27 protein-coding genes are annotated in these 26,232 nt (G+C 39.8%); 7 read left to right on the forward strand and 20 right to left on the reverse strand.

Annotation, left to right across the window (positions count from 1 at the left end):
• The first annotated feature begins 271 nt into the window (after positions 1-271).
• Both ABWV72_RS11785 and ABWV72_RS11790 read left to right on the forward strand, forming a co-directional pair.
• Positions 272-445 carry a hypothetical protein gene (locus ABWV72_RS11785; protein WP_216050309.1) on the forward strand — a complete coding sequence of 58 codons (174 nt, stop codon included), beginning with the start codon at positions 272-274 and terminating at the stop codon, positions 443-445.
• A gap of 20 nt (positions 446-465) precedes the next feature.
• Positions 466-834 (forward strand): hypothetical protein, encoded by a 369-nt coding sequence (locus tag ABWV72_RS11790; RefSeq protein ID WP_303500198.1) that lies wholly within the window; start codon positions 466-468, stop codon positions 832-834.
• 182 nt (positions 835-1,016) lie between these two features.
• Here ABWV72_RS11790 and ABWV72_RS11795 read toward each other — a convergent pair whose 3' ends face one another.
• The 6 genes from ABWV72_RS11795 to ABWV72_RS11820 form a co-directional block, all read right to left on the reverse strand.
• Positions 1,017-2,570 (reverse strand): amidase, encoded by a 1,554-nt coding sequence (locus ABWV72_RS11795; protein ID WP_353370704.1) that lies wholly within the window; start codon positions 2,568-2,570, stop codon positions 1,017-1,019.
• 512 nt (positions 2,571-3,082) lie between these two features.
• The gene (locus ABWV72_RS11800) at positions 3,083-3,514 is read right to left on the reverse strand and encodes a DUF3859 domain-containing protein (RefSeq protein ID WP_216050306.1); all 432 of its coding nucleotides are present in this window, start codon (positions 3,512-3,514) and stop codon (positions 3,083-3,085) included.
• Between the two features lie 43 nt (positions 3,515-3,557).
• Positions 3,558-4,121 (reverse strand): isochorismatase family protein, encoded by a 564-nt coding sequence (locus ABWV72_RS11805; RefSeq protein ID WP_342807482.1) that lies wholly within the window; start codon positions 4,119-4,121, stop codon positions 3,558-3,560.
• A complete protein-coding gene (locus ABWV72_RS11810) occupies positions 4,111-5,415 on the reverse strand; it encodes an alpha-amylase family glycosyl hydrolase (RefSeq protein WP_502902143.1) in 1,305 nt (434 codons plus the stop codon). The genes ABWV72_RS11805 and ABWV72_RS11810 overlap by 11 nt, the downstream gene beginning before the upstream one ends.
• A 26-nt stretch (positions 5,416-5,441) precedes the next feature.
• Positions 5,442-6,269, reverse strand: coding sequence for a formate dehydrogenase accessory sulfurtransferase FdhD (gene fdhD / locus ABWV72_RS11815; protein WP_353370708.1), 828 nt, complete (start codon positions 6,267-6,269; stop codon positions 5,442-5,444).
• A gap of 42 nt (positions 6,270-6,311) precedes the next feature.
• A complete protein-coding gene (locus tag ABWV72_RS11820; protein ID WP_342807478.1) occupies positions 6,312-7,196 on the reverse strand; it encodes a sulfite exporter TauE/SafE family protein in 885 nt (294 codons plus the stop codon).
• Positions 7,197-7,248: 52 nt separating this feature from the next.
• Between ABWV72_RS11820 and ABWV72_RS11825 the strand changes: the two genes are divergently transcribed.
• On the forward strand, positions 7,249-7,749 hold the full coding sequence (locus ABWV72_RS11825; protein WP_303500202.1) for a DUF2244 domain-containing protein: 501 nt from the start codon (positions 7,249-7,251) through the stop codon (positions 7,747-7,749).
• 11 nt (positions 7,750-7,760) lie between these two features.
• Here ABWV72_RS11825 and ABWV72_RS11830 read toward each other — a convergent pair whose 3' ends face one another.
• The 7 genes from ABWV72_RS11830 to seqA form a co-directional block, all read right to left on the reverse strand.
• Positions 7,761-8,084 carry a heavy metal-binding domain-containing protein gene (locus ABWV72_RS11830; RefSeq protein WP_216050300.1) on the reverse strand — a complete coding sequence of 108 codons (324 nt, stop codon included), beginning with the start codon at positions 8,082-8,084 and terminating at the stop codon, positions 7,761-7,763.
• Positions 8,078-8,503, reverse strand: a complete 426-nt coding sequence (locus ABWV72_RS11835) for an HIT domain-containing protein (RefSeq protein ID WP_216050299.1) — start codon at positions 8,501-8,503, stop codon at positions 8,078-8,080. The genes ABWV72_RS11830 and ABWV72_RS11835 overlap by 7 nt, the downstream gene beginning before the upstream one ends.
• 9 nt (positions 8,504-8,512) lie before the next feature.
• Positions 8,513-9,538 (reverse strand): succinylglutamate desuccinylase, encoded by a 1,026-nt coding sequence (gene astE, locus ABWV72_RS11840; RefSeq protein ID WP_353370711.1) that lies wholly within the window; start codon positions 9,536-9,538, stop codon positions 8,513-8,515.
• 69 nt (positions 9,539-9,607) lie between these two features.
• A complete protein-coding gene (locus ABWV72_RS11845) occupies positions 9,608-10,921 on the reverse strand; it encodes a putative bifunctional diguanylate cyclase/phosphodiesterase (protein ID WP_353370713.1) in 1,314 nt (437 codons plus the stop codon).
• A 180-nt stretch (positions 10,922-11,101) separates the two neighbouring features.
• On the reverse strand, positions 11,102-13,594 hold the full coding sequence (locus ABWV72_RS11850; protein WP_353370715.1) for a glycogen/starch/alpha-glucan phosphorylase: 2,493 nt from the start codon (positions 13,592-13,594) through the stop codon (positions 11,102-11,104).
• Between the two features lie 195 nt (positions 13,595-13,789).
• Positions 13,790-15,442: a phosphoglucomutase (alpha-D-glucose-1,6-bisphosphate-dependent) gene (pgm, locus tag ABWV72_RS11855; protein ID WP_216050295.1), complete on the reverse strand. Its 1,653-nt coding sequence runs from the start codon at positions 15,440-15,442 to the stop codon at positions 13,790-13,792.
• 29 nt (positions 15,443-15,471) lie between these two features.
• Positions 15,472-16,068 (reverse strand): replication initiation negative regulator SeqA, encoded by a 597-nt coding sequence (seqA, locus tag ABWV72_RS11860; protein WP_216050294.1) that lies wholly within the window; start codon positions 16,066-16,068, stop codon positions 15,472-15,474.
• Positions 16,069-16,341: 273 nt separating this feature from the next.
• Between seqA and ABWV72_RS11865 the strand changes: the two genes are divergently transcribed.
• From ABWV72_RS11865 to ABWV72_RS11875, 3 genes are all read left to right on the forward strand, one after another.
• Positions 16,342-17,259, forward strand: a complete 918-nt coding sequence (locus tag ABWV72_RS11865; protein WP_342807474.1) for an AAA family ATPase — start codon at positions 16,342-16,344, stop codon at positions 17,257-17,259.
• 262 nt (positions 17,260-17,521) lie between these two features.
• Positions 17,522-18,229, forward strand: a complete 708-nt coding sequence (locus ABWV72_RS11870) for a DUF58 domain-containing protein (RefSeq protein WP_353370718.1) — start codon at positions 17,522-17,524, stop codon at positions 18,227-18,229.
• Positions 18,226-20,253: a transglutaminase TgpA family protein gene (locus ABWV72_RS11875; protein ID WP_353370720.1), complete on the forward strand. Its 2,028-nt coding sequence runs from the start codon at positions 18,226-18,228 to the stop codon at positions 20,251-20,253. The genes ABWV72_RS11870 and ABWV72_RS11875 overlap by 4 nt, the downstream gene beginning before the upstream one ends.
• Before the next feature lie 50 nt (positions 20,254-20,303).
• On the opposite strand, the gene rlmM is transcribed toward ABWV72_RS11875, so the two are convergent.
• The 4 genes from rlmM to ABWV72_RS11895 are packed head-to-tail and all read right to left on the reverse strand — an operon-like array spanning position 20,304 to position 23,250.
• On the reverse strand, positions 20,304-21,368 hold the full coding sequence (gene rlmM, locus ABWV72_RS11880) for a 23S rRNA (cytidine(2498)-2'-O)-methyltransferase RlmM (protein WP_216050436.1): 1,065 nt from the start codon (positions 21,366-21,368) through the stop codon (positions 20,304-20,306).
• Entirely contained in the window at positions 21,364-21,735 is a 372-nt protein-coding gene (locus tag ABWV72_RS11885) for a DUF423 domain-containing protein (protein ID WP_216050291.1), read from the reverse strand. Before ABWV72_RS11885 ends, rlmM begins: the two co-directional genes overlap by 5 nt.
• On the reverse strand, positions 21,732-22,349 hold the full coding sequence (locus ABWV72_RS11890) for an alpha/beta family hydrolase (RefSeq protein ID WP_353370722.1): 618 nt from the start codon (positions 22,347-22,349) through the stop codon (positions 21,732-21,734). Before ABWV72_RS11890 ends, ABWV72_RS11885 begins: the two co-directional genes overlap by 4 nt.
• A complete protein-coding gene (locus tag ABWV72_RS11895) occupies positions 22,333-23,250 on the reverse strand; it encodes a transcriptional regulator GcvA (RefSeq protein ID WP_216050289.1) in 918 nt (305 codons plus the stop codon). The genes ABWV72_RS11890 and ABWV72_RS11895 overlap by 17 nt, the downstream gene beginning before the upstream one ends.
• 232 nt (positions 23,251-23,482) lie before the next feature.
• Between ABWV72_RS11895 and ABWV72_RS11900 the strand changes: the two genes are divergently transcribed.
• Entirely contained in the window at positions 23,483-23,758 is a 276-nt protein-coding gene (locus ABWV72_RS11900) for a hypothetical protein (protein ID WP_216050288.1), read from the forward strand.
• Between the two features lie 17 nt (positions 23,759-23,775).
• Here ABWV72_RS11900 and kdsA read toward each other — a convergent pair whose 3' ends face one another.
• From kdsA to ABWV72_RS11915, 3 genes are all read right to left on the reverse strand, one after another.
• A complete protein-coding gene (gene kdsA, locus ABWV72_RS11905; RefSeq protein ID WP_216050287.1) occupies positions 23,776-24,627 on the reverse strand; it encodes a 3-deoxy-8-phosphooctulonate synthase in 852 nt (283 codons plus the stop codon).
• A 197-nt stretch (positions 24,628-24,824) separates the two neighbouring features.
• On the reverse strand, positions 24,825-25,640 hold the full coding sequence (locus ABWV72_RS11910; protein ID WP_353370725.1) for a SirB1 family protein: 816 nt from the start codon (positions 25,638-25,640) through the stop codon (positions 24,825-24,827).
• An 81-nt stretch (positions 25,641-25,721) separates the two neighbouring features.
• Positions 25,722-26,093 carry a SirB2 family protein gene (locus tag ABWV72_RS11915; RefSeq protein ID WP_252729378.1) on the reverse strand — a complete coding sequence of 124 codons (372 nt, stop codon included), beginning with the start codon at positions 26,091-26,093 and terminating at the stop codon, positions 25,722-25,724.
• Positions 26,094-26,232: the final 139 nt, after the last annotated feature.

The following is a 26,232-nucleotide window of genomic DNA, read 5'->3' on the forward strand; positions in this document are numbered from 1 at the left end:
AAAAATTGCCCCAAAAAAGACACTCCGCACCAAAGGTGTATTTAAAAACAGACGCATTTATTGCAAACACGCTTAAAAACAACGCCATTCGCAAACAATATTGTTATTAATCAAATAGATAAATTAGTGGCACGAATTAAGCAATATCTCAAGCAATAGACAAATTATTAATTTATTCATCACAAAACAGAAAGATTTCTCTGTTATTAATGATGGAAACGACAGGTGAAAACCCAATTGTTTCAAGTGGCACACAGTAAGGAGTTCGATTATGTTATTCTGGTTAATCTTAGCGACTATTGTCACCTTGGTGGCAATTTTCAAACCTGCCGATTTATCTAGCAAGTTAATGTCAGCTGTAATTTCTGCTATATGTTATATCGGTATCTTTTTATTTGTGACAATGACGTTTGCTCGGTCACTTAAGAAAGAAACTGCACTTTAAAATGGACTAAAGGAAACACAATGAAAACAATCAATCAAAAACTCGTACTAGCAATATTTTTAGCTAGCTTAGGCTTAGCGGGATGTTCAGAAGCTCAGAAAGAATCCGCTAGCGATACTAAAGCTGAAATGACTGAAGAAATGGAAGACATGAAAGAAGAGTCTGCTGATTATCTTGACGATGTTAAAGATGAAGCCGGTGATATGATGGATTCAGCAAGCGAAAAAGCATCAGAAATGAAAGATGATGCACAAGATAAAGCCTCTGAAATGATGGAAGATGCTGGCGACGAAATAGAAGACATGAAAGAAGCTAGCGCTGATAAGCTAAAAGAAGCTTGTATCAAAATGAAAGAAAAAACAGGTGGTGACGTATCAGATTGTAATTAATTACAATCGGGTGTCTTTAAAATGAGACACTTTATGTTATCCCAAAAAAAAGAGCGATTTTTCGCTCTTTTTTGTTTATTCAGCAGCCTAAATAAGCTTGTATCTTTTCAAGCTATCGACTGATTTTCGTATTGAATATTTTTCACTAATTAGCACTGAAAATCGAAATCTGAAACAGTGCTTCAATTCAACTCTGCTGGTTTTCTGTGTTTTGTCCCCTGCTCATAGGCATAGATGAGCTGTATTAACTTAGGTTCATTGTACATTCTGCCTAAAAACTGAAGCCCTGTGGGTAAGTTTTCCGAAGTGAACCCCATTGGAACCGTAAACGCCGGCTGCCCTGTGTGTGGACTAATAACTTGACTGTTGTCACCCATGTAATCTTCCTCAAAACGACTGATAAGAGCGGCTTTGTTATTCCAAGAAGGATAAATTAGCGCATCTAGATTTAAGTCGTTCATCACCTTCTCAATACCTTGCCTAAACGCTATGCGCAGTGGATCAGAATAAGCACTTCCGCATTCAACATTGGACTCACCATAACGACCGCTTGCAGCAAGGTTTGCTTTTAATCTCGCTTTTGCAAACTCTGAGGTGGAGCCAACTGCGATAATATCTTCTAAGCGCTCCAGGGTGTCACTTTTCACATAGGTTGCTAAGAACTGCTCTACATCTTGTTGGAATTCTGCACACCATTGATTGGCTTTTAAACTATCAAAATTAGGGATCTCAACTGGATCAACGATTGTTGCCCCTAGCCTCTGTAAATCTCGAAGGGACTGTTGGAATAAGGCTAAAATTTCAGGATCAAGGCCGTCATCACTAAGTTGATTCAACACACCTATGCGTGCTCCACTCAACCCATCTTCGTTTAAATACGACAAATAACTAGCCGGCATCTTACCGTCCGAATGGGCCGTGATCGGATCATGCTCATCGTAGCCAGCAATTACGTCTAATATGCGAACAGCGTCTTCGGTTGTTCTGGCCATTGGGCCAACAACATCATTGCGCAGAAACAAAGGCACTATGGCACTGCGTGACACTAAGCCAATAGTGGTTCTTAAGCCCACTAGCGCTGCATGGGAAGAAGGTCCTCGAATAGAATTACCCGTATCGGTACCTAAACCAACAGTTGCAAAATTAGCGGCAATAGCAGCAGCTGTTCCGCCACTAGATCCTGCTGGAACATAATCTTGGTTATACGCGTTACGAGTGATTCCACTGGTAGAGCTTTCGGTATGTTTTGGACTAAATGCCCACTCCGCCATATTCGTTTTCGCTAAAACAATAGCCCCCGCGTCAACGAGTTTTTGAATGATAAAAGCATTCTGATTGGGAATGTAATCGACTAACGCAAGAGAGCCTGCGGTGGTGGGTAAATTAGCGGTATTGATATTATCCTTCACCAAAATAGGAATGCCGTGTAACGGGCGAAGCTTTCCTGTTTGTATAAACTCTTTATCTAAGGCTGCGGCAATCATTAGCGCATCGTTATTGACCACACTAATAGCATTAATTTTATCATTATGCTGGGCGATTCGTTTTAGGTACGTCTTAACTAAGTCTTGGCTATTGTACTCGCCATTTTTATAGTCTTGGTGAATTTGGGCAATAGTCAGCTCTGTGAGATCAATCTCTTTTGCCGATGTTCTATGTTGCTGGCACCCTTGCAAATATGCGACAAAAATCGATAACAGTATAAATTTAGTGGGTAACGCAGTTAATTTGAGCATTTAAGGGCCAGTCAGTAAAAATGAAAAAGGTGGCCTGAGCAAAGTTTCAGAGAATGTTCGCCATATGTTTAATCGCCCGCAAACGATGCATTTAATGCCAACATAACTGAACACTCGTAGTACAAGACCTTGTATTATGACAGAATAAAACACCTATTAACGCTATTCAATAGGGTCATATGGACAGACATCTTTTCAATCAAAGAAGTATGCTAATAATATGAAAAAATATATATTTGCAATAGCTCTTAGTTTGATAAGTATGGTTACGAAAGTAAATTGTAATGAGAAGATTAGTTTTGTTAATACATTTAAATTTCTTAAAGTTAATCTTCAGAAAATACGCCAATTCGAATTAGCAATAGGAAAGTACAGCGCAGTATCACTCCATCGCCATGGGTAACGAGTAGATATAAAAACCTATCAGAACATCAACCCGCTTCACTGTGATTCATTTTTTATCCACAGCGAAGCTCATTTAAAGAATAAAATGTCTGTTTACAAAAATGGCTTCAGTAACCGCGTTTTTTCCAAAATTGAATCTCGCCATCGGCATACTCTTCTAAAACGGTAAATGTTTTTTCAGCCACGATTTTGCCGTCACACTCAATTACCATACGCCAGTCCCCGACTTTGTCGTCAATAGGAGCCCATAAAGTATCACCTAAGTAGAACTCCCAGTTATTGTTTCGCACATAAACATCACCGCTAAACGGTTCCATAACATTGCCTTTTTTATCTGGGATATTTGGATGATAAATAGTGAAATCTAACCGTAATCCTTTGCCTTTTTTAACTTCCAATATAAAACCAAATTCCACATCTAAAGTGGCTGGGATTTTGGTGGTAAAGTTGCGAATCGATGGTAATTCTTTACTGTTGTTGTCCCACCCTTCATAGAGACCATAACTGGTCATTTCAAATTGCGCTTTATGTTTCGCCATTACTGCTAATCTCTTGAATGCTATTAGGGGGCTTTATTTTTAATTAGTGGGCCTTGAGCAAATTACTGACACGTTTAAAATGTTCATGTTTGGCATCCTTCAACCACCCAAAAACCACCATTTCCACTGAAAGCAAATTACAACCAGCTGCGATTAATTGCTGCTTGGCTAATTCCCGATCGGATTCATAACGAGAAGCAGTAGCGTCCCACGCAATGGAAACTGTATAGTTCGCCTTGAGAGCATCAATGGCAGTTTGATATAAACAAACGTGGGATTCAGCCCCTAAGAGCAACAAATTTGGCTTGTCACTTGATGATCGGATGTGATCAAGATGCGCGACTAAATCCTTTTGCCCAAAAGCAGAGAATGCGGTCTTGGTAAAGTTATGTTGTACATAAGGCTGCAACAATTCGTGGGTTTCACCTAAGCCTTTGGGATATTGCTCTACGCCCGTAATGGGAATTTGAAATATCTGAGCAGTTGCCAGTAAAGTAAGACTGCGACGCAACATCATTTGGTGATTACTCATTTGAGCAAACAATTTTTGTTGTATATCGACCATTAACACTTGCGTTGTTTCGGGTTTAATTTTTTCAATTGACATAAATTTGATATCCCCATGGTGCTATTGTCAGTTCGGAATATTGCTTAAACACTAAACTTTTATTTTCGAAAAAAGAATCGTACTCACCTAAAAACAAACTTCCAGTGAAATTCACTTGCAGCGAGTGACTTGATAAATTTAATACGACAAAAATTTTACTATTTTTATCGGTCCGCACAAAACTGAATATTCTTTCTGGCTCAGAATTAGCGACGTGAATCATCCGCGCGCCCCACTGGGCATTATGTAGCGCGGAATGTGATTTTTTAAGTTGAATTAATCGTTGATATAAATCACCAATGTGATGTTCCTGCCAGTGAATCGGGTCTCTTTCAAAAAACGCTAAACGTTTTGTTTCACCGGCTTCTTGTCCATTGTGAATAAGTGGCATACCTTCACCAATAACCGACAGCACAATAGCGGCTTCTAGGCCATCTTGAAATTGCTCTTGCTGAGTACCATCCCATGCATTCTTATCATGGTTACTGACAAACGTCATTCGATGTGCTTCAGCTGGATAGGATTTTTCGTTCCAAGAGTAGTATTTAAAAAGTTTACTAATAGGTAAACCATTGCACGTAATACCATGCATGATTTCATTCCAACTCCACGCATAGGTCATATCAAAGGCATTTTGATGTAGATCTTTGGATTCCCACTCAGCTAACATAAAGATCGGTTTAATGGTCTCTAAATCAGCCCTAACAGCTGCCCAGAAATCATTTGGAATAAAACCGGCCACATCACACCGAAATCCATCAATGTCGGCCACCTCAACCCAATAGCGCATCGCTTTGGCTATATACTCACGTAATTCAATACTTTGATAATCAAAGTCAATGACATCATTCCAATCCCACCAAGGTGTTGGCGTAAAATCGCCCTTATAATCCCGAGCGTACCACTTTGGATGATCTTCAACTAGATGATTATCCCAAGCAGAATGATTGCATACCCAATCTATAATAACCTTGAAACCAAATGAATGGGCGGTTTTGACAAAATCTTGAAATGCGCTCAAATCACCAAATTCTGGATTCACACCATAATAGTCTTGCACCGCATAAGGACTCCCTAGTGTGCCCTTACGATTTTTAACTCCAATAGGATGAATTGGCATAATCCACAAAATGTCGACACCTAAGGATTTTAAACGTGGGAAGTGTGATTGGGCTGCATTGAAAGTGCCCACAGAGGTGAATTGGCGGGTGTTAATTTGGTATATAATTGCGTCTTTAGCCCAGACTGGACTGACAATTTGCACATAGTTTTTAGGGGTATGATCCATTTTCAAAAAGTCCTTTTTGTTAGATAAACTGTTTAAATTAACTGCCTTTCTCCATGATACAGATTAAATTGCGTCGCTTTGATAAATCCAATCAGTGCAATATCCAATTCTTTACATAAATCTACGGCCAAACTGGTCGGTGCGCCAACCGCAATAATCATACTAATACCAGCTCTAGCTGATTTTTGCACCATTTCGAAACTCACCCTACCGCTCAATAGCACCGCATATTGGCCAGGTAAAAGGGCTAAATGTTTACCAATTAACTTATCCAGCGCATTGTGCCTACCAATATCTTCACTGGTTCCTACAAGATCACCCTTGTGATCCAGCAGCGCTGCTGCGTGAACACCGCCAGTCCTAAAAAAAACCGGTTGTTGTAATCTCAGATTATTCGGTAAATCACATATCGACTTTGCCGCTAATGAAACCCTATTTTGTTCATCGATAGGAGACAAATTTTCTAGCAGTTTGTCGATATTCTGTTGTCCGCAGACACCACAACTAGAAACGGACAATGGGTTCGCCTTATATTTCGATAATTCAACAGATACACCCGGTTTCAGAGTAATCAGGATCCGATTGCTATGATTTTCTTTTAATCTGTCTGTGCCAGTATGTTCAATACTGAATATATCGTTAAGGGAAACCAAATCAATAGAAAGCAACCAGCCTTTAACCAAATGGATGTCATCACCAGGAGTACGCATGGTGGAATGCAAATAAAGCTTTTCGGTTTGGTTCGGCGTTTTATAAAATTTCAACCAAATTTCCAAGGGTTGCTCACACGCAATCCAGTCGGCTTTATAGGTCGCTGAATTCTTATAACTCACTATATTGTATTGAATAGATTCTTGCATACCGCGCTTTTGTTAGAAAAATCTAGTTGCCAGAATCGAGCATCAGTAGGGTAATGCGCTGAAGCCAAGAAATAACACCCAACTGGCAAAAAAGATTTTTAAATTTGTTGCTGAAAAATATAACACCACTTGCTTAGCCAAGATACCACCGATAATCGCACCAGCTCCAGCAAATAAAACCACAGGCCAGTAAACGTCAACGCTAAAAAAGCCATGATAGATGATGGCGCTCCACACTGAAAAAGCACTTAGAATAACGGCTAAAGCGATGGAAAAAGTGATACTGAATTTACGAATGATTAAATAAATGGCGACTAACTCCCCCACTCCAATTGATAAGTAGGCTGTTATGATGCCACCGATAAATGCGATTATCGTCAAGGCATAACAATCAAACCGTGCTAAGTCAGAGGAAAAGGACTGCTTTTTAAGCAAAGGAATACTCGCAAATAACGCGATCGCCAAACCAATAGAGAATACGCCAAAACCTGCATGTAATTGCTCAGCTTCGCCTATTCCACCTCGGGCAGCTTGAAATAGTTGTGCAAGCCAAATGCCCAATACAGAAAAAGGTACTGTTAGCTTGAGTATTTTGCTGATCTCGTGCCAATGCTTATCATCAATATGCTGTTTGCGATAAAATGCCCACCAAGTTATGGCGCCAGCTGTCATCCCACAACATTGAATGGCAAAACTGGTTGCCACTGTAGAATTGGAATCGAATCCCAATTGATTAAAAAATGGGACAAATATTACACCACCACCAGCGCCTGTTGCGTTGGCAAAAATAGCGCCCACCACACCTAAAATTGCAAAAGCGCTATACTCTGTTATTAACAACAGTGGTTCTGCTTGGAAAAGCAATACACCAAACCAGGTTACAAAAAGGAAACATCGGATTTGATTGGCAGTTATGACGTGCAACATAGCAGTATCTTAAAGGTGTTTGGCGACTCAGTGTATCGCGTTTCAAATTATTATGGTTAAGCATTTTACGCAAAACAATATCACAACGATTACGCTGAGCCCAAATCGTTCTGCTACTTGGGCTGAAGCCAAAATGATTGTATTTATTATGGCCCTATGTGTACTGCTAATCGCGTCGATTTGGGCACTGTTAGGGATGTGGCTAATTTTACCTTTTGCCGGATTTGAAGTCGCTTTACTTGCCTTTTTAATGCATAAAGTGAACCGCCATTGTTACAGCAAGCAAATCATTACCATCAACCCAAAAACCCTAATAATTGAATGTGGAATTCAATATCCCATTTTCAATTGGCAGTTTGAACGGCATAAAACACACTTGTCGGTCATCGAAGCTGAAAGCTCATTTGACCGACCACACATGATCTTAACCGATGAAAATATCAGCATTGAGTTGGGACAATTTTTAAATCAACAAGACTGCCTTATCGCGCGTAATTTGTTGAAGCACAATGGCGTCATGGAAGTCAGCAACAAATGGTGGAAGCGACAATAATTTAGTAAGGTTTAATCCACATACTTGACCGCAGTACCACAGATACTAACCATCAACATGCTTCCATTTTGGCCAATCACTTCATAATCAATATCAACGGCAATAACGGCATTCGCGCCCATCATCCTGGCTTCTTCGGTTAATTCCGTAAATGCAATTTTGCGGGCTTTGGTTAACTCTTGTTCGTACGAACCAGAACGCCCGCCTACAATGTCTCGTATCGAAGCAAAAATATCTTTGAGTATGTTCGCTCCCATAATGGCTTCTCCCACTACAACACCGTAGTAGTGCTCAATCTTTTTGCCATCTAAATTGTTTGTCGTCGTTACTAACATATTTTATCTCCCAATAATGTAGACATTTTTTCAATCAAACTGTTTGAATCACTCAGTTCATAATGTTTGGCAGCAGCCACACCCCACACAGGTTTGGGCCATGCGACATCATGTTGAAATCGAGCAATATGATGAATATGCAATTGGGAAACCATATTACCAAGGGCTGCGATATTCAATTTGTATGGTTGAAACAAGTGTTTAATTGATTCACTAAGAATTTTTGACTCGTACCATAACTGACTCTGCTGCGCTTCGTTCAAATCAATTATCTCGGTGACTTTATTCACGCGGGGCACCTGTATAAACCAGGGGTATTGATAGTCGTTTAACAATAAGATTTTACTCAGAGGTAAATTGCATACTTCAAAGCAATCTTTGGCCAATTGCGGATCGAGTTGGAAATCAGCATTGTGCATGCTTTCTCCTTATAATTTTGTTGCGACTACTGTTAGCAGTGCCCGTTGTCCAATTGCCACATTTTCATTCGGAAAAACAATGGCTTCATTATCAAACTCACAGCGATATTCGGCACCCGTCTCAGAGGCTAACAAATGTCCCTTTTTAAAGTCAGTAAAATTGGGGGTATCGTTATCGAAGTGTAATTTAAAATCTGGTTGCTGCTTGTTTATCACCTGATTAACCCGATAAATATAGGTTTTTTGAGGTGGAAATGCAGGTATATTTAATTCTTTATTGACGATCAGAGCGGTCAAGGTTTCTCTCACTGCAGCAAATTTCGACATGTCATTTTCGCCAAAACGATGCACTTTACCCAACTCAACAGTAAACGCATGAGCACCAAATTGGTGGGAAGAGTAATAACTAAAAGTTGTTGTAGGACTTTCAGAAAGCAAAAATGTATTGACGCCACAAGCATACAAAAAAGCCAGTTGTTCAAGGCTATGTTGTTTTCCGTGTAAAAAGGGATAAACCGCAAATTTGTCGTTTTTAGAAGCACGAATGGCTGTATGTAAATCGTAATGTAAGCGCTCAGACGAGGCACTACCTAGGGTATAGAAATTCGCCACCGCTTGCTCAAGTTCTTTGGCTCGTTGACGCTCCTGATTATTCTCGCCACTGGACGTTGCGTGAGCACCACTGAACAGGCGATTTAAATTTTCAACGACAAAACGTTTCTCGATATCCATTGAAGGTAAGTTAGCAAAAATCACCAAAAGCCGATGTTGTGGAGTTAGTTCTAAACGTAGGATTTGTGCAACTAAATCGTCGCATATTTCAATCGGAGCCGTTTCGTTGCCATGCACACCACAGGATAAAACTATGTCCTTTTTTGAAGTGCCTGATGGGGTAAACTGAATGATTCCAGGACTGCTAATATTGACTTTTACGCCATTGGCTAAAATGAATTCAACGGGATGCTTAAATAATTGAGGATCGAATCTGGAAAGCGCCAAAAATTGGCCTGATACGGTAAGTTTATCAACTAACATAGAACCTCTTAACTGTTAAAATCATGAAAGTATAGCAAGTTGTCATTTAACTGGCAGCATAAGCCGTGCTTAAGCAGGTCTAGACAAAAATGTCTTTGACGTTCCAACAATCAAATCTGTGTAAAACAGCTGCACAAAATCGTCACGCTTAATGGCCTTAGAAAAAAGAAATCCTTGCCCACATTCAATGCCAATCTCTCGCAACATTTGCATTTGTTCTACACTTTCAATTCCTTCTGCCACTATGTCACATTTCAGTGCCCGACCAATCACTTGGGCAGCTTGAATAATCGCCAAATTCACCGGATTGTCTTCCAAGCTCATAACAAATGTTTTATCTATTTTTATCGCATCAATAGACAGATCGCGAATGTAGGCTAAATTCGAATAACCTTTACCAAAGTCATCCACCGATACTTTCATTCCCAAAGTTCGAGCTTCAGATAACTGACGTTTAACCATTAACGAATTAGACAGCGCCACATCTTCTGTTAACTCAAGTTCTAAACAGTTCAAATCAATGTCATAAAGTTTCTGCAGTTCCCGTAATTTAGGAATGAATTTGAAGTCGTAAAGTTGAGTGGGCGACATATTTACCGACAGAACAATATCTATGCCCTGCTGTTTAAAGAAGACCGCACTTTGAAATGCTTTTTCCAACGTCCAGTTACCCAATTCGTTCATCATATTATAAGATTCAGCAGCTTCGATTAATGCACCGGGAAACAACACGCCGTCTAACGGGTGATTCCATCGTAATAAACACTCAGCACCAGTAATCTTTAGGGTTTGTAAATTCACTTTAGGTTGGAAATAAATTTCTAATTCATCATTTTGAAAAGCGCGTTTCAAATCGGCTTTTAACGCTAAAGAACGACCACTATGCATTCTTTGGCTCATACTAAGAATATGTAAATTCTCATATTTATTTTCTTTAGCCTGTTTTAACGCAGACTCTGCGGCAGCCAGTAATTTAATGGTATCTTGATTATCCGCTTCATTGGCTACAGCACCAACATTGAAGTCAGCGATAAAGGCGTGCCCATCAATGTTAATAGGCGTTTTAAAGTGTTCGACTAAATGATTGAAGTGGTAACGAAGTTGTCTGTCTCCATGACGTCCTGGAATGACAATACCAAAAATATCACCACTCATTCTGCCGAATAGGACTTCTCGTCCAAATAAATATTTGATGCGGTTAGCTATCGCCAACAAAATGATGACGCCGACTTGATAACCAAGGGAACTACTAACGTCTGAAAAGCGTACGACATCGATTAACATTAAGGATAATTTGTTATCGAGTTTAACCGCTTCATCTATGCGATCTAAAAATGCATATCGATTCGGGATAGTTGCTAACGTTTGGTGAGCTTGACCCATTCTAATTTTTCTTATTTAGGCGCACTGCTAGGCAATTACTAAGATTCTATACGTATCTGAGGGCAAAAGAAAAGGCTCAATTGAAAAATTGAGCCTTTTAATAACATATCAGCGGTTTTGAAATCTAAACTGTAACCATATGAGTGCTAGGTTAGCAGCAACTATCTAAGTCTATTAGGTTCAAAATGATTGCTCTACTTCACATGCATCTAACTTCCAGATTCGATCTACGTAATCTTGAACCGAGCGGTCGGAAGTAAATTTACCCATTCTGGCACAATTTAAAATTGCCATGCGAGCCCAATCTTTACTGTCTCGATAGGCTATATCCACTTTATTTTGAGCTTGCGAATATGCCTCGAAATCTGCTAACACTAAATATGGATCACCACCATCAAGCAGACTATGCTTCAATGAGGATAAAGCACCAGGCTTTCCAGGCGTGAAATAGTCGGTTTCTAACCAATCTAAAATGGCCTTGAGTTCCGCATTTTGGTAGTAGTAATCATATGGGTTATACCCTTTGGCGTGTAATTTATCGACTTCCTCAACCGTTAACCCAAAAATGAAGATGTTTTCGTCGCCCACTTCCTCAGCAATCTCTATATTGGCACCATCCATCGTACCTATAGTCAAAGCACCATTTAGCGATAGCTTCATATTTCCGGTACCCGATGCTTCTTTTCCGGCTGTCGAAATTTGCTCGGAAACATCAGCAGCAGGGATCATTTTTTCAGCCAAGCTGACTCGATAGTTGGGTAAAAACACCACTTTTAATTTTTTGTTTACCCGCTCGTCATTATTAATTCGTTCTGCAACCATATTAATCGCGTAAATAATGTCTTTGGCTAATTTATAACCTGGCGCAGCTTTCGCTCCAAAAAGAAAGACTCTAGGCTGCATGTCATAGGCTGGGTTTTCTAATAATCTGCGATACAGAGCCATAATATGCAGCAAGTTTAGATGCTGGCGCTTATATTCATGTAAACGTTTAATCTGCACATCAAATATGGCCTTAGGATCAATGTCGATCCCAGTTAATTTTTTCACCTCACTGGCAAGTGCGATTTTATTGTTAAGCTTAATTTTCATAAAGTCTTTTTGAAACTTTGCCTCAGTTGCAAATTTTTCTAAGTCTTTTAATTTTTCTAAGTTTAACGGCCAATCAGTACCAATCTTCTTATCAATTAATGCTGACAGTTCTGGGTTACATGCTTTTAGCCAACGACGAGGTGTTATGCCATTAGTTACATTGGTGAGTTTATCTGGCCACATTTGGTCAAATTCTGGAAAAAGATTCTGTTTAACTAACTTGGAATGGATTTCAGCCACACCATTAACAGCAAATGAGCCAATCACGGATAGATTGCCCATGCGTACCATTTTATTGTTGCCTTCTTCAATAATTGACAGCTTTTGCTTAATTTTATTATCGCCAGGCCATTTTTTTTCTACTTCAGCTAAAAAGCGGGAGTTAATTTCGTAAATAATTTCTAAATGACGAGGCAGTATTTTTTCAATCATTCTGGCCGGCCACTTTTCTAATGCCTCTGGCAGCAAGGTATGATTAGTATAAGCAAAGGTTTTATGACAAATCGCCCAAGCGTCATCCCAATCGAGTTCTGCTCGGTCAACCAAGATACGCATCAATTCAGGGATAGCGATAGCTGGATGGGTATCATTCAGTTGAATCACGACCTGTTGCGAGAAACGGCTCCAATCATCACCATGGGCACGTTTGTAGCGTCGTATAATGTCTTTTAGTGAACAAGCGCAGAAAAAGTATTGCTGAATTAGACGAAGTTCTTTACCCGCTTCGGTTTCGTCATTTGGATATAGTACTTTAGAAATGGTTTCAGCTTGCACATTTTCTGATTGGGCATCAACATAACCACCCGCATTGAAAACATCCCAATTGAAATAATTTGACGCTTGGCTTTGCCACAAACGCAGGACGTTTACCGTTTTACCGCCAAAACCGACGACTGGAATATCCCATGGAATACCTTTGACAATAGAACCAGGATGCCATTCTTTTAATATGCGACCGTTTTCACCATATTTGGTTTCCACATAACCAAATAGTGGTACTTCTTGAATTGATTCAGGACGGCATATTTCCCAAGGATTACCGTAGTCACGCCAACTATCGGGACGTTCTATTTGCGCACCATTTTTAATTTCTTGACGGAATAAACCATTTTCGTAATGGATTCCGTAACCTACTGCGGGCAAGTCCATTGTCGCTAATGAATCGATAAAACAAGCAGCTAAACGTCCCAACCCACCGTTACCTAGTGCCATGTCTGGTTCTTCTTCCATCACATCGGTAAGACTGACCCCCAACTCTTGCAAGGCTTGTTGTGTCACTTCAAATAAACCCAAATTATGCAGGTTATTGGACATTAAACGGCCCATTAAAAACTCAGCGGAAAAATAGTGAACGGCTCGGGTATCGTTTAGGTAGTGGGATTTCTGGGTGCGGCGTAAACGCTCAAGGACTTGTTCTTGCACGGCTGCACATGCCGCTTTCCACCAAGCGTGGTTGTTGGCTTTATTTTCGTCTGTACCTAAAGAACAATGAAGGTGACGAACAATTGCTTCTTTGATATCACTCTTGTCTAATTTTGCAGGCTCACTTAGAGCCTTACTTTTAAGATTAACTTTTGGCATGACAGGAATTCCCACTTTTGCGACTTTCTATTCAATTCGAAACTGTAATAAAATTACAGTTTTCAGTATGAACGTAGTTTTAGCAGGAATTCCTAATCAATTCTATTAAATAAATGTTAATTTTTAGACTATTTTCGTAAATATTCTACAAAACACGAGTTGTTTAACTAAAATAGAACCGAAAACAAACATTAATTAAACATTTTTGGATTTAAACACACCATCCACTAGGTTTTGAGCTTCATTTAAAAGACTATCTAAGTGTGTTTCGCCATTAAAACTCTCTGCATAGATCTTGTAAACGTTTTCTGTACCAGACGGACGTGCAGCAAACCAACCATTTTCGGTACTCACTTTCACGCCACCAATAGCGGCATTGTTACCTGGCGCATGAGTTTGGATATTGTTAATTTTCTCACCCGCTAATTCTGTAGAGGTAATTACCGACTTATCCATCTTACTCAATACTTGTTTTTGTTCATGACTGGCTGCAACATCAATACGTTTATAACTTGGCGAGCCAAACTGTTCTGTCAGTTTCTGATAATGTTCGCCTGGATCGATGCCGGTAACCGCCATGATCTCAGCCGCTAATAAACATAAAATAATGCCGTCTTTATCTGTAGCCCAAGGCTGACCATTCCTGCGTAGGAAAATTCCACCAGCACTTTCCTCTCCAGCAAAACCGAATTCGCTGTTTAACATACCTTGTACAAACCACTTAAAACCAACTGGCATTTCCGCTAATTCACGTCCCAGAGATTTAGCGACACGGTCAATCATGCTGCTGGAAACAAGGGTTTTACCAATTTTCAAATTGCTAGGCCAGTCGCTGCGATGCTGGTATAGGTAATTGATGGCTACAGCAAGGTAATGATTAGGGTTCATCAAACCTGCGGTCTTAGTGACTATTCCGTGACGGTCGAAATCAGGATCATTACCAAAGGCGACATCAAAATCTTGACGGAGCTCAATGAGTCCAGCCATGGCGTAAGGCGATGAACAATCCATACGAATTTTGCCATCTTTATCGCGGTGCATAAATCCAAATTGTTGATCAACTTTGTTATTAACCACTTTGATATTTAGATTGTAACGGTCGGCGATGATGTCCCAATAGCCTAAACCAGCTCCACCCAAAGGATCTGTTCCAAGACTTAAACCAGCTTCAGATATTGTTTTGAGATCAACGACTTGATCAAGTTCGCTAATATATTGTGCGGATAAATCAACCTCTTGAACAAACCCTGATTTCATTGCTGCATCAAAGTCCATGCGCTTAATTTCTTTGCATCCTGCGGCAATAATGCGATTCGCTCTATCTTGGATCCAATTTGTGGCATCCCCGTCCGCGGGACCACCGTGAGTGGGATTATATTTAAATCCACCATCCTCGGGAGGATTGTGCGAAGGTGTAATCACCACCCCATCTGCCAAGCCGGATTGCTTACCGCGATTGTAGTTAAGAATAGCGTGAGAAACGACCGGTGTAGGAGTATAGCCTCGCTTTTCTTGCACTATCATGTTGACCTGATTTGCGGCTAAAACTTCCACTGCAGTAATAAAAGCAGGCTCTGATAAAGCATGGGTGTCCATACCAATGTACATAGGACCACTAGTATTTTGAATACTTCTATATTCCGCCAATGCTTGGCATATAGCCGCAATGTGGACATCCGTAAACGTATTTAAAAAAGCACTACCACGATGACCAGAAGTCCCAAACGCCACAGCTTGTGTAGGATCGTCTAGATTCGGTTTATTGGAATAATAAGCGCTGACTAAGCGCGCTACATTGACTAGTTGTTCTGGAGCTGCCGGCTGTCCTGCCTGTGGATGAATTGCCATAATAATCCTAGTAGTGAGTTTGAGTGAGTTTAGGCTTTAAATATTTTACCTAAGCGTTCTACATTACTTTTAGAATACCCTAAGATAGCAGCGGTATTGGTTAGCATAGTACATTTTTTCTCTGTATTGTTATTTGTGACTACCCAATACTCTGAACCGGGTATTTGTTTTGGGTTAGTACTGCTGCCCGTTTTTAATAATACATTTTTGTCAGTCGCAAAATAGAGTCGACCTTTACCTTTGATTTCCAAAACCGCATTAAAACGATCCGGATGGGTTTGATGTAAAGCGCCCAACATCTTTAAAAAACGTTCTACCTTGCTCATGGGTTGATCAAAAGTCTCTTGGTTCAATAAATCGAACAACGACGTTGCATCAACCACCTCATCAGTGTTTTTTTGCTCTTTTGCTTGCACGTCACGAACTTTTTTAATTTTATTTATATCTTTGACTTCTTTATTTACTTCTGCTGGCTTGGATACATCAACTCTAGGACTTTCCCCTGCTTTTAAGCCTAATTCATCTATCAAAATTCGGCGCAAGATATCTGAAGCACTTTCACCGATATGCTTCGTTTGAGAGGCAATAAATCCATATAATTCGTCGTCGATAGTAATCGTTTTCATATTTCTAATAACTGCTATTTAAAAGTGCCACTATTATAAGACTAATGACATTTTTATTTCAGTAAAAAATTCACTTCTCTGTTCTAATTGGCTGACTTTCCTGCCGTTTATTGTGATTAAGTTGGCTTCTTGACACCCTGACATAAAAAAGTGAATAAGATCTATACGTGAGTATTAACCCTGACAGTTACACGACTCTCAGCATGGTCTAGAATTAAATAGAGTAACTGTTTCTTTTCAAATACTAAAATAAAAAACAAGGTATTGCCAACTATGCACCCACAATTGCAAAATGCGATAAGTCAGGTTTCAGAACAAGTCATTGGCAAGCACCAACAGATTAAATTAGCGTTTACCTGTTTATTGGCTAATGGTCATTTGTTGATAGAAGATTTACCCGGAATGGGCAAAACTACCCTATCCCATGCACTTGCGGCAGTATTGGGGTTGGATTTTTCCCGCATTCAATTTACTTCTGATTTATTGCCTGCGGATATGCTGGGTTTAAACATTTTTGATAGCACCAAACAATCCTTTCAATTTCATCCAGGACCGATTTTCAATCAATTGATTTTAGCTGATGAGATTAATCGCGCTAGTCCCAAGACCCAAAGCGCTTTGTTAGAAGCCATGGAAGAAAAACAAGTTAGTCTAGACGGTGAAACACGAGCTTTACCTACCCCATTTTTTGTTATTGGGACACAAAATCCAATGCATCAATCAGGGACCTACCCTTTACCTGAATCTCAATTGGATCGTTTTTTAATGCGTATTCAATTAGGTTATCCAGATTGGCAAGCTGAAAAGAAAATGCTTTTGGAGCAAGATTTCGGGACTAAAAAACCCCAACAAGCCTGCTTAACTGTTACCGAATTTACACAAATGCAAGAGCAAATAAATAAGGTAAATGTATCTGATGCCATATTGGATTACATTCTAAAATTAGTAACCCATAGCCGTGAAAACGAAGGTTTCCCTAATCCCTTGTCCCCACGAGCAAGTAAGGCACTGATGCAAGCGTCCAAAGCCTGGGCGTTTTTGCACGGCAGAGATTACGTCATACCTGAAGATACCCAAGCGGTGTTACCGTCGGTAGCAGAACATCGAATGCGCGCAGCTTTGTCCGACTTTAATGGGCAAACGAGTTTGAGTGATCGGCTACTAGAAGCCATTGACCCGTTGGCAGCCTAATATGTTTGGTTGTCAATCAACTGCACAGAGATGGTTAGATAGGCGCATTCCTGAAGCCAATAACTATAAATTGAACTACCGTAGTATTTTCATTTTTCCATCGCGTTTCGGAGGATTGTTTATCCTGTTATGTGTGGGTTTATTTATTTTAGGAACCAATTATCAAAATAACTTAATGATAATGTTATGTTATTTTTTAGTCTCATTATTCCTTCTGAATTTATTTATCGCATATCTAAATTTTGCCAAGTTGGAAATTCAATTGGGTAAAATTCAACATGGATTTGCAGGGGAAAAGCTACAAATACCAATCTGGTTTAACAATAATAAACAAGTTTCCCACGGAATCCTTAAACTGAATTTTTGGAAGGTGAAAAATAATATTAATGTGGACTTGGACAATTTTTCGAATCCTATTTACCTTCCTTTGGATTGCCCACAAAGAGGTAGATTGAAATTACCCCGAGTCACACTAACCAGTACTTTTCCTTTGGGATTAATCAGTTGTTGGACTCACCTAGCTTTTTCATCTGATATTGTGGTTTACCCCAAACCTTTGGCTAGCAAAGTTCGCCTAATTGATAAACAAGACTCAGTGCACCTCAACCAAGCAGATTCGTCGCTCAAAGGTCACGATGATTTTGATAGCCTAGCGCCATACAAACAAGGTGAGCCCCTTTATCATGTGGCCTGGAAACAAGTCGCCAAAGGCCAAGGCATGATCTCCAAACAGTTTTCCAATCAATCAGGTGCAACAGGCTGGTTAATCTTGGCGTCGCTAAATTCCCATGATTTAGAACACAAACTCAGCGAGTTGAGCTTTCAAGTTATTGAATTAACTAGGAACAATGGTGTATTTGGTTTGGACTTGGGTAACCTTAAAATTACGCCTAGTAGTGGAATAGAACATCAATATGCCTGTTTAAAGGCGCTTGCTTTGCACACGCCTTATTTGGAAGGCGTTAAATGATGAACTCTTCTGCTAAAAATCATGCTCATATCATACTGACTATGGTATTTCTGTGTATTAGTTTGAGTTTACTTGAGCCAGTAATGGGCTGGATTCTCATTTTAGTGGTGTGCGCTGTTGTGATGCGCAGCGCACTGTACTTAGAGTTACACAAGCATGCTCCATCTGTACGTACACTCAACCTCTTAGCACTGTTAAGTGCAATTGTACTGGCCTATTTTAGTTTCCAGCTAGGGGTACTTCTAGGCATGATAAACCTGTTAGTTTTAGCCTGCTCATTAAAGTTAATGCAGTTACGCAGTATGAAAGATTATTATCAATTAATAACCTGCTGTGGCTTCCTGATTGGTTGCGGTTTTATATTCCAAAATAGCATAGGTTTTAGCATTTTTTATTTGTTCCTAACATTGCTGCTTTTGCTTTCTCTAGCCTGCAATATCAGTCCTAGCGTCGGCTTTGACGCTAATTTAAAAAGAATCGCGATTATGGCAGGGCAGGCTTTACCTATCACCGCCTTATTGTTTATTGTACTGCCCAAAATAGGCCCATTGTGGCAAATGCCCACGGCCAAATCGCATCAAACCGGATTAGCAGAACAGGTCACTCCTGGAGATATTGCGCAGTTGTCTCAAAGTGCAGAATTAGCATTTAGAGTAACATTCAAAGGCGCCATCCCTGTCCCTCAAGAACGCTATTGGCGGGCTCTGGTTATGGAAGAGTTCGACGGTAAAACTTGGCGAGTATCTGCAGAACGAAAAGCGATTCAGCGCCAGTACAAACGGTTTAATAAAGAATTCACTCCCACACTTACTGGAAAATTCTATAGCTATGAGGTTATTGCTGAGCCAACCCATCAAAACTGGTTATATAGTATTGATGTTGGCGTTCCAGAAGGTCCCAAGAGTGCAAACCAGATTTGGCAAAGCCACGAATATCAATTAACAAGTCACACGCCGCTGGTAAGTAACTTTCAATATACATTGCGATCGTATCCCGAGACACCTCTTAACCAAGCTATCTATAGTGTAGACAGGCGGATTAATTTGCAACTGCCGGACACAGGAAATCCCAAAACTCAAATTTGGGTTAATAACCTGCGATCGCAATATCCCGATGATCAGGAATTCATACGCCAAGTATTGGCATATTTTGCTGAGCAACCTTTTGAATACACCTTACAGCCTCCGTTAATGCAAATAGATACTGTAGATACGTTTCTATTTGCACAACAGCAAGGGTTTTGTTCCCACTATGCTTCTGCTATGGCGTATATTCTGCGACTTGCAGGGATTCCAACTCGCTTAGTGACAGGTTATCAAGGCGGCGAAATGCGTGAGCAAAATTACATGAGTGTGTATCAATATGATGCCCATGCATGGATTGAGGCATGGCATTCAGATTTGGGGTGGCAGCGCTATGATCCAACTGCAGTGGTAGCTCCTGATAGAGTAGAGTATGGGTTAAGATCAGCAATAGAAGAAGCAGCAGAATTGATTGACTCCCCCTTCTCACTTAGTCGCTATAGCGCAATAGCTTGGTTAAATGAGTTTAGGCTTTTACTAAAAGATATTGATTTCGTATGGACCAAGTGGGTGTTAGGTTTCGATAAAAACTCCCAAAAAGACTTAATTAAATCATTAATTGGCGAGTTGACCCCAAAAAAGTTAGCCCTATTTGGACTCAGTGTGATCGGCTTGATCGTGCTTTTATTGGCATTTTTCTTTCTGCCATCGTTACATCGCAAAAAACCTGATCATATTACCCTGTACTATCAAAAATCAGAAAAGCTCTTGAACAAGCTTAAAATCTACCGGGCAAAATCCCAAGGGCCACTAGACTTTGCCAATAATGTAAAAAACAAGCTTCCCAATTCACTACACCAACCTTTTAGCAATGTGACGCATATTTATATGCGCCATCATTACCAGCAAAACACCAATGCTCAAAAATCGAGTAATAGAACACGAATAAAACAACAGTGGCAAGCCTTAAAAAAAGCAATTAATCGACAGCTTAAAAACTAATCATTAAATAAAAGCGGATAAGCCTAAGCTGAAAGTCGCGCTTTAAAACGCTAGAGGGTTTTAATATGAACGGTCACTTCTTCTCGGTCGTGATAAAGGTGTTTCGCTTGCCATTCATATTTAATCGCATGTTTGTCCATCATTTCATGCACAAGTTGCTTCGCTTGGGTAACCGATTCGTACCTTTGTTTCATGGGCAACTTTAAATTAAAAATAGCTTCTTTACACCATCCCTTAATTAGCCAGTTAGCCATAAGTTTCGCCACGCGCTGGGGTTGCTCAATCATATCGCAAACTAGCCAATGAACATTCTTTTTACGGGGTTCGTATTTAAAGCCATCTTCAGGAAAGTAGCTAACCTGCCCTGTTTCCATCAAAGCTGCATCCATAGCGCCATTGTCAACCGCTTGCACAAAAAGCCCTCGCTGCACCAATTGATATGTCCAGCCACCTGGACATGCCCCTAAATCTACGGCGTGCATACCTGGTTCAAAACGGATTTGCATCTCAGCTTTGGGGATAAAAACCTGAATGGCCTCATCTAATTTAAGGGTTGAACGACTGGGTGCAGATGAAGGTGAACGCAAACGTAAAATGCCTAGCGGCAACGGACTGTGCTTTTTAGGGTTAGAGAATCCAAGAATCACTTCAACACCAGTGACAAAAAATACAAATAAACAAGGTTTGTTAGTTTGTTCTTTTGCTGTCAGTAAGTTGTTTTTACGTAAACTTTGTCGTAATGGTACCGCTAACTTTCGACATAACTTAGATAGTTCGCGACCATCTGTAGTGTCTGCATGTTCAACCCGCAGTTCACCAAATAAACTTTGGTCTTGCAAATTTTCTAAGATGGGAGAGATACGATCTGCAGTATCAGTGAGAGAAATAGGTTCTGTGCACGCAAACATTTGACGAGCAAAGACCAAATCTTTTACGGCCAGTTGTTGAATAACTTTTTCTGGATCTCCATCTTGATGACAGATAAATCGGACAAAACCCGATTTTTTGGAAAACAGCGGATAACCAAATACACCTAGCTTACTCAACTGTTCTTGCAGTTCAGTGCACAGATCAGCCTCAAAGCCTGCTCGGCAATATAATAGTAGAGAATTAATTCTCATATTCGTAAGCTGCCACTAATAAACATACCCAACCGGCTATAAAACATAATCCACCCAATGGTGTAATTGGACCAACCCACTTTAAGTTAGTCAATGCTAACGTATATAAGCTGCCACTAAAAAAAATAATCCCAAAAGCAAACGAACGTGCTCCCCAAATTAACCACTCATTTTTCCAAAAACTGTAAAAAACTAAAAATGCCAACATAGCAAGACTATGGGTCATTTGGTATTGCACAGCAGTGTGAAAGTAGCCTAACGAATTCTCAGTTAACAAGGTCTTTAATGCATGCGCCCCGAAAGCCCCGAGCAATACTGATAGCGCTGCACTACTAGCAGCGAACATTAATAAAAACTTCATATTTGTCCCTTCATAAATTTTATCATTCTATCGGCTGCAGAATTAATATGTTCAACGGCTGTAATTCCACTCGATTTAAGCGGTACAAAACTATGGTCTGCCGCTGCTAAGAATTGAACTTCTATATTTTTAGGGAGTGGATATGACTCCACTCTACTGCGATTCCCGAATGTATCCCGCTCTCCCTGAATAATCAGTATAGGTGCGTTTGATAAATATAGATGTTCAGTGCGTTCCTTTTCAGGTTTACCTGGTGGGTGAAAAGGGTACCCTAAACAAATAACACCTTTAACTCGAGCAAGTGACTCAAGCATCGAGGCCATTCTTCCCCCCATGGATTTACCACCAATAAATAATGGTAGCTCTGTATCGGCACTATTTATCATCTCTGTAAAATCTTGCAGCAAAATATTAGCTCTATCAGGGGGCTGGCGTTTATTTTTTTCCGCTGCTCGAAGCATGTATGGGAAGTCAAAGCGTACAACCTCTACTCCACCTTGACAGAGTAATTCGGCAACCTGTTGCATAAACTCACTATGTTTATTCGCGCCAGCTCCATGGGCAAAAATAAACCGAGCAAACGGCTTTTCAGGACGATCAATTAAGCACTTCATCTTGCTCCCCATCTTGCTCTTCTTTAACCTGTTCTAACAACCAATGCCGAAAAGTCGCAATTTTACCTAACTCGGCTTGAGATTCATGACAAACAAGATAATAACTACTTTTACTCACTAAACGCTCTTCAAATGGACAGACTAATCGTCCAGAAGCTAATTCAGGTCGTGCTAACACACTATTTGCAAGCGCAATTCCTTGCCCAAGTGCCGCGGCTTGAAGAACCATCATAGTGTGACTAAAAATGGGCCCCTGCTCGACTTTGACGCCGCTAACATGAAATTGTCTAATGAACGTTTTCCAACTTTCGCGGGTACTGTCGTGTAACAAACGATGGTATTTAAGATCATCGAGACTATCTAAAGGCTTAGTACCGTTAAATAGCATTGGCGAGCAAACAGGTGTCAAATACTCAGTATGAAGTTTGTCTACTTTTAGCCCTGACCATTTGCCTCGCCCATAATAGATAGCCACATCAACATCGTCCTCTAAGAAACCATCATCAAAATCTATGGCTTTGATTCGCACATCTATATCAGGGTATTGCTGGCTAAATTGGTTCACCCGAGGCACTAACCATTGGATGGCGAAGCTTGGAGGCATGGCCACAGTTAGAGCACCTTTAGCGCCTGCCGCGAGAAGCCTCTCAGTAGCTGAGTGTAGTGATTCGAACAGTTCTTTTAATTCAAGGTAATAGCTTTGTCCCTGCTCTGTAAGTAACAAAGAACGATTCTTACGTAAAAATAATTTGATCGAAAGATACTCTTCCAAACTTTTAATTTGATGGCTAACTGCGGCTTGCGTTACGTAAAGCTCATCTGCCGCTTTCGTAAAACTTAAATGCCTTGCAGCAGCTTCAAATGCTCTAAGGGCATTCAATGGGGGCAATCGGCGATTCATGACAAATCTTATTTTTAGTGAATTGTGTTAAGGATAAACTAGAAACGCTTTTTAATCATTAGTTTTTCTAATGATTATCCATACTAAATGTCATTTTCAAGGTTTCACGTTATTGTATAAAATAGCTCCAAGTTAAAATTTTATGCATATAAAACATTAACTTATTTGTACGTTTTTGTTAAATAAATATAGCAAAAATGATAATGTTAAATGAAAATAATTTAGAGAAAATATGAAAAACTTAAAATATCTTACAATTGCGATTGCTTTAAACGCCAGTGCTATCAGTTTTGCTAGCGCTAATGAAACAACTGAAATGGGCTTGTCACTAGCAACAACCATTGACGCTTTACTTCAACAAAACTTGGAAGACTTGCAACCATTGAACTCAATTGAAGCTTCTAAACTTTTGTTAGGATCTAATGCTGCCAAAAAAGAACTACAAAAATTTATAGTTGAAATTGAAGAAACTTCAAGTGTAAACAACACGGCGAAACTAACTGAATAAGTTCGCCGTTACGGCTATTAGTTAGCGCTAGTATCTAAAGGTTCAAAACTTTTAACCAATTCATCTAGCTGTTTCATTTGTAGTAAATAAGGTTCTAATTTATCCAACTTTAATGCACAAGGTCCATCACATTTAGCTTGATTTGGCTCTGGGTGAGCTTCAATAAATAATCCAGCGAGACCAAGTGACATGCCGCTACGAGCCAACTGAGCCGCTTGCGCTCTGCGACCATCGGCAGAATCAGAACGTCCACCAGGCTTTTGAAGAGCATGGGTTGCATCAAAAATGACAGGTGCATAATCTTTCATTTCATCCATACCAAGCATATCAACTACGAGATTGTTATAGCCATAACAAGAACCCCGTTCACATAATATTACTTTGTCATTGCCCGCTTCCAAAAACTTATTAATGATATGACGCATTTCATGGGCCGCTAAAAACTGTGGTTTTTTAACGTTAATGACGGCATTGGTTTGAGCCATTGCAACGACTAGGTCTGTTTGACGTGCTAAAAATGCAGGTAGCTGAATAACATCTACAATTTCAGCAACTGGTTGCGCCTGATGAGGTTCATGAACGTCTGTAATCAGCGGCACATCAAAGGTGTTTTTAATTTCTTCAAAAATCTTTAAGCCTTCTTCCATTCCAGGGCCACGATAAGAATGAACCGATGAACGATTGGCCTTATCAAAAGAAGCCTTAAAAACATAAGGGATATTTAATCGAGTTGTTACTTCTTTGTAGTGTTCTGCTATCCGCATTGCCAGATCACGAGATTCTAGTACGTTCATACCGCCAAACAATACAAAAGGTTTGTCATTCGCAACGTCTACATTGCCTACCGAAATAGATTGTTGATTATTCACTTAAATTGCTTCTCTATAGCTGAATTTATTACGTAAGTTAGCGCTATAGTAGGAATATTAAAGTGCGGAGTAAAGGAAATTTGTCGGTGGCACGAGTAAACAAATTGAGATTAATGTTTAGCGAGTTTTGCGCTGCTTTGGTTAACGTGTCTATAAATTACAGATGTCAAATCGCGCCATTGAAGTTGCATAAAAATTTAGTGTAAAACCACAGTCAAAGCGCTTTCCCAATGCCGCATTTGCATTTTTAGTAGTTGCGCGGAAGGGTCTTGAGGACAACGTTTTATGAAAAACTGGTAATCGGCTTTCGCCACTTGAGGACACTCTAACTGATGAAGTAAAAAACCACGATCACGGCGCTCGTAAGGGTCATCAGGACAAAGTTCAATTAGCAAATCCACCGCGCGAAGTGCCATTTGATAATTTTCTTCTCGGATATAGGACGCTTTTAAATTATGTAATAACCTAACCAATATTTCTTCTGTAGAGGCAACATTGAGTGTGTCTGAGGGCATTTCCTCATCTTCTGTTTCACCTACGATACTAAAATATAACGCTTCTAACTCTTGCCACTTAATAGTGTTGCCATTAAGTGGATCGATAAAGCGTAAACGCTTTTCCTGACTTTGAAAACGAATTAAAAAATGCCCAGGAAAGTTAACCCCTGCCACATTGAATCCAAGTTGATTGGCGATAGCAGAAAAAACAATGGATAGGGTGACGGGAATCCCGGTGTGATAGTCAATAACTTGGTCTACTAAACTATACTTGGCATTAAAAAAATTGTTTTCATCGCCGCTAAATGCCAATTGAGTATAGAAACCGTCGATTAGTTGTTGAAACCTATCCAGTTCCGACCCATTAGAATCGATATGTTTTGCGACTTGTTTGGCTAGTACAGCAATTTGCGCAACGTACTTAAGTACGTTGATGCTGTTTCCAAATTGTTGAGTTAATAATAAACTCGCCAACAAAGAGTCTTTCTCATTGATAGCATGGTGTAAGGCTTTCACAGTATCCTCTAACAATTTGACATTATGTGTTGTTATCGGGTTAGCGTAGTGAAACCTTAACACTTATCCATGATCTATTTGTTAAAAGCCAATAAGTGCTTGTTTACTAACCGCTAAGTTAGCAGCCAACATTAAACACACAATAGCGAGGGTAAAACCACCCCATTGTTTTATCGCTGAATCAGCAAATTTTAGTACGTAAAACCCTAGTCCAATATAGGCGATAACCAGAACAATTTTTTGCCACAACCAAGGATGTTGGATAGGATTAAAAGGTACGATAAAACATAGAGTTATAGCAGTAACCAGCAACAGGGTATCAATTACATGCGGTACTATTTTCACCCATTTTTTATGTAACAATGTTGAATTACGCTGTAACCATACAAATCGTAAAATAAATAAAATAATGCTTAATGCCACTGCAGTAAGGTGAAGATGTTTGGTCATCATGTACATAAAACGCCCTTCTAATTATTATGTTTTTCAGTTGGAAAATTTGCACCTCAATATAAAGGAAGACTTTTGAGGCGGCCAACACTTTATACTAGACCAGTAGTCAAATCGAGAAGCCTTTGATTATTTTTTTGAT

Source organism: Aliiglaciecola sp. NS0011-25, assembly GCF_040370605.1.
Lineage (GTDB): Bacteria > Pseudomonadota > Gammaproteobacteria > Enterobacterales > Alteromonadaceae > Aliiglaciecola > Aliiglaciecola lipolytica_A.

Coding starts and splice junctions, on each gene's coding strand:
- ABWV72_RS11805 (WP_342807482.1), bottom strand. CDS start 4,121: ATGTCAATTGAAAAAATTAAACCCGAAACAACGCAAGTGTTAATGGTC.
- ABWV72_RS11795 (WP_353370704.1), bottom strand. CDS start 2,570: ATGCTCAAATTAACTGCGTTACCCACTAAATTTATACTGTTATCGATT.
- ABWV72_RS11885 (WP_216050291.1), bottom strand. CDS start 21,735: ATGAAGTTTTTATTAATGTTCGCTGCTAGTAGTGCAGCGCTATCAGTA.
- fdhD (WP_353370708.1), bottom strand. CDS start 6,269: ATGCAAGAATCTATTCAATACAATATAGTGAGTTATAAGAATTCAGCG.
- seqA (WP_216050294.1), bottom strand. CDS start 16,068: ATGAAAACGATTACTATCGACGACGAATTATATGGATTTATTGCCTCT.
- ABWV72_RS11835 (WP_216050299.1), bottom strand. CDS start 8,503: ATGCACAATGCTGATTTCCAACTCGATCCGCAATTGGCCAAAGATTGC.
- ABWV72_RS11785 (WP_216050309.1), top strand. CDS start 272: ATGTTATTCTGGTTAATCTTAGCGACTATTGTCACCTTGGTGGCAATT.
- ABWV72_RS11850 (WP_353370715.1), bottom strand. CDS start 13,594: ATGCCAAAAGTTAATCTTAAAAGTAAGGCTCTAAGTGAGCCTGCAAAA.
- ABWV72_RS11895 (WP_216050289.1), bottom strand. CDS start 23,250: ATGAATCGCCGATTGCCCCCATTGAATGCCCTTAGAGCATTTGAAGCT.
- ABWV72_RS11820 (WP_342807478.1), bottom strand. CDS start 7,196: ATGTTGCACGTCATAACTGCCAATCAAATCCGATGTTTCCTTTTTGTA.
- ABWV72_RS11915 (WP_252729378.1), bottom strand. CDS start 26,093: ATGATGACCAAACATCTTCACCTTACTGCAGTGGCATTAAGCATTATT.
- ABWV72_RS11825 (WP_303500202.1), top strand. CDS start 7,249: ATGGTTAAGCATTTTACGCAAAACAATATCACAACGATTACGCTGAGC.
- pgm (WP_216050295.1), bottom strand. CDS start 15,442: ATGGCAATTCATCCACAGGCAGGACAGCCGGCAGCTCCAGAACAACTA.
- ABWV72_RS11865 (WP_342807474.1), top strand. CDS start 16,342: ATGCACCCACAATTGCAAAATGCGATAAGTCAGGTTTCAGAACAAGTC.
- ABWV72_RS11800 (WP_216050306.1), bottom strand. CDS start 3,514: ATGGCGAAACATAAAGCGCAATTTGAAATGACCAGTTATGGTCTCTAT.
- ABWV72_RS11890 (WP_353370722.1), bottom strand. CDS start 22,349: ATGAAGTGCTTAATTGATCGTCCTGAAAAGCCGTTTGCTCGGTTTATT.
- ABWV72_RS11790 (WP_303500198.1), top strand. CDS start 466: ATGAAAACAATCAATCAAAAACTCGTACTAGCAATATTTTTAGCTAGC.
- ABWV72_RS11830 (WP_216050300.1), bottom strand. CDS start 8,084: ATGTTAGTAACGACGACAAACAATTTAGATGGCAAAAAGATTGAGCAC.
- ABWV72_RS11845 (WP_353370713.1), bottom strand. CDS start 10,921: ATGGGTCAAGCTCACCAAACGTTAGCAACTATCCCGAATCGATATGCA.
- ABWV72_RS11900 (WP_216050288.1), top strand. CDS start 23,483: ATGAAAAACTTAAAATATCTTACAATTGCGATTGCTTTAAACGCCAGT.
- ABWV72_RS11875 (WP_353370720.1), top strand. CDS start 18,226: ATGATGAACTCTTCTGCTAAAAATCATGCTCATATCATACTGACTATG.
- astE (WP_353370711.1), bottom strand. CDS start 9,538: ATGTTAGTTGATAAACTTACCGTATCAGGCCAATTTTTGGCGCTTTCC.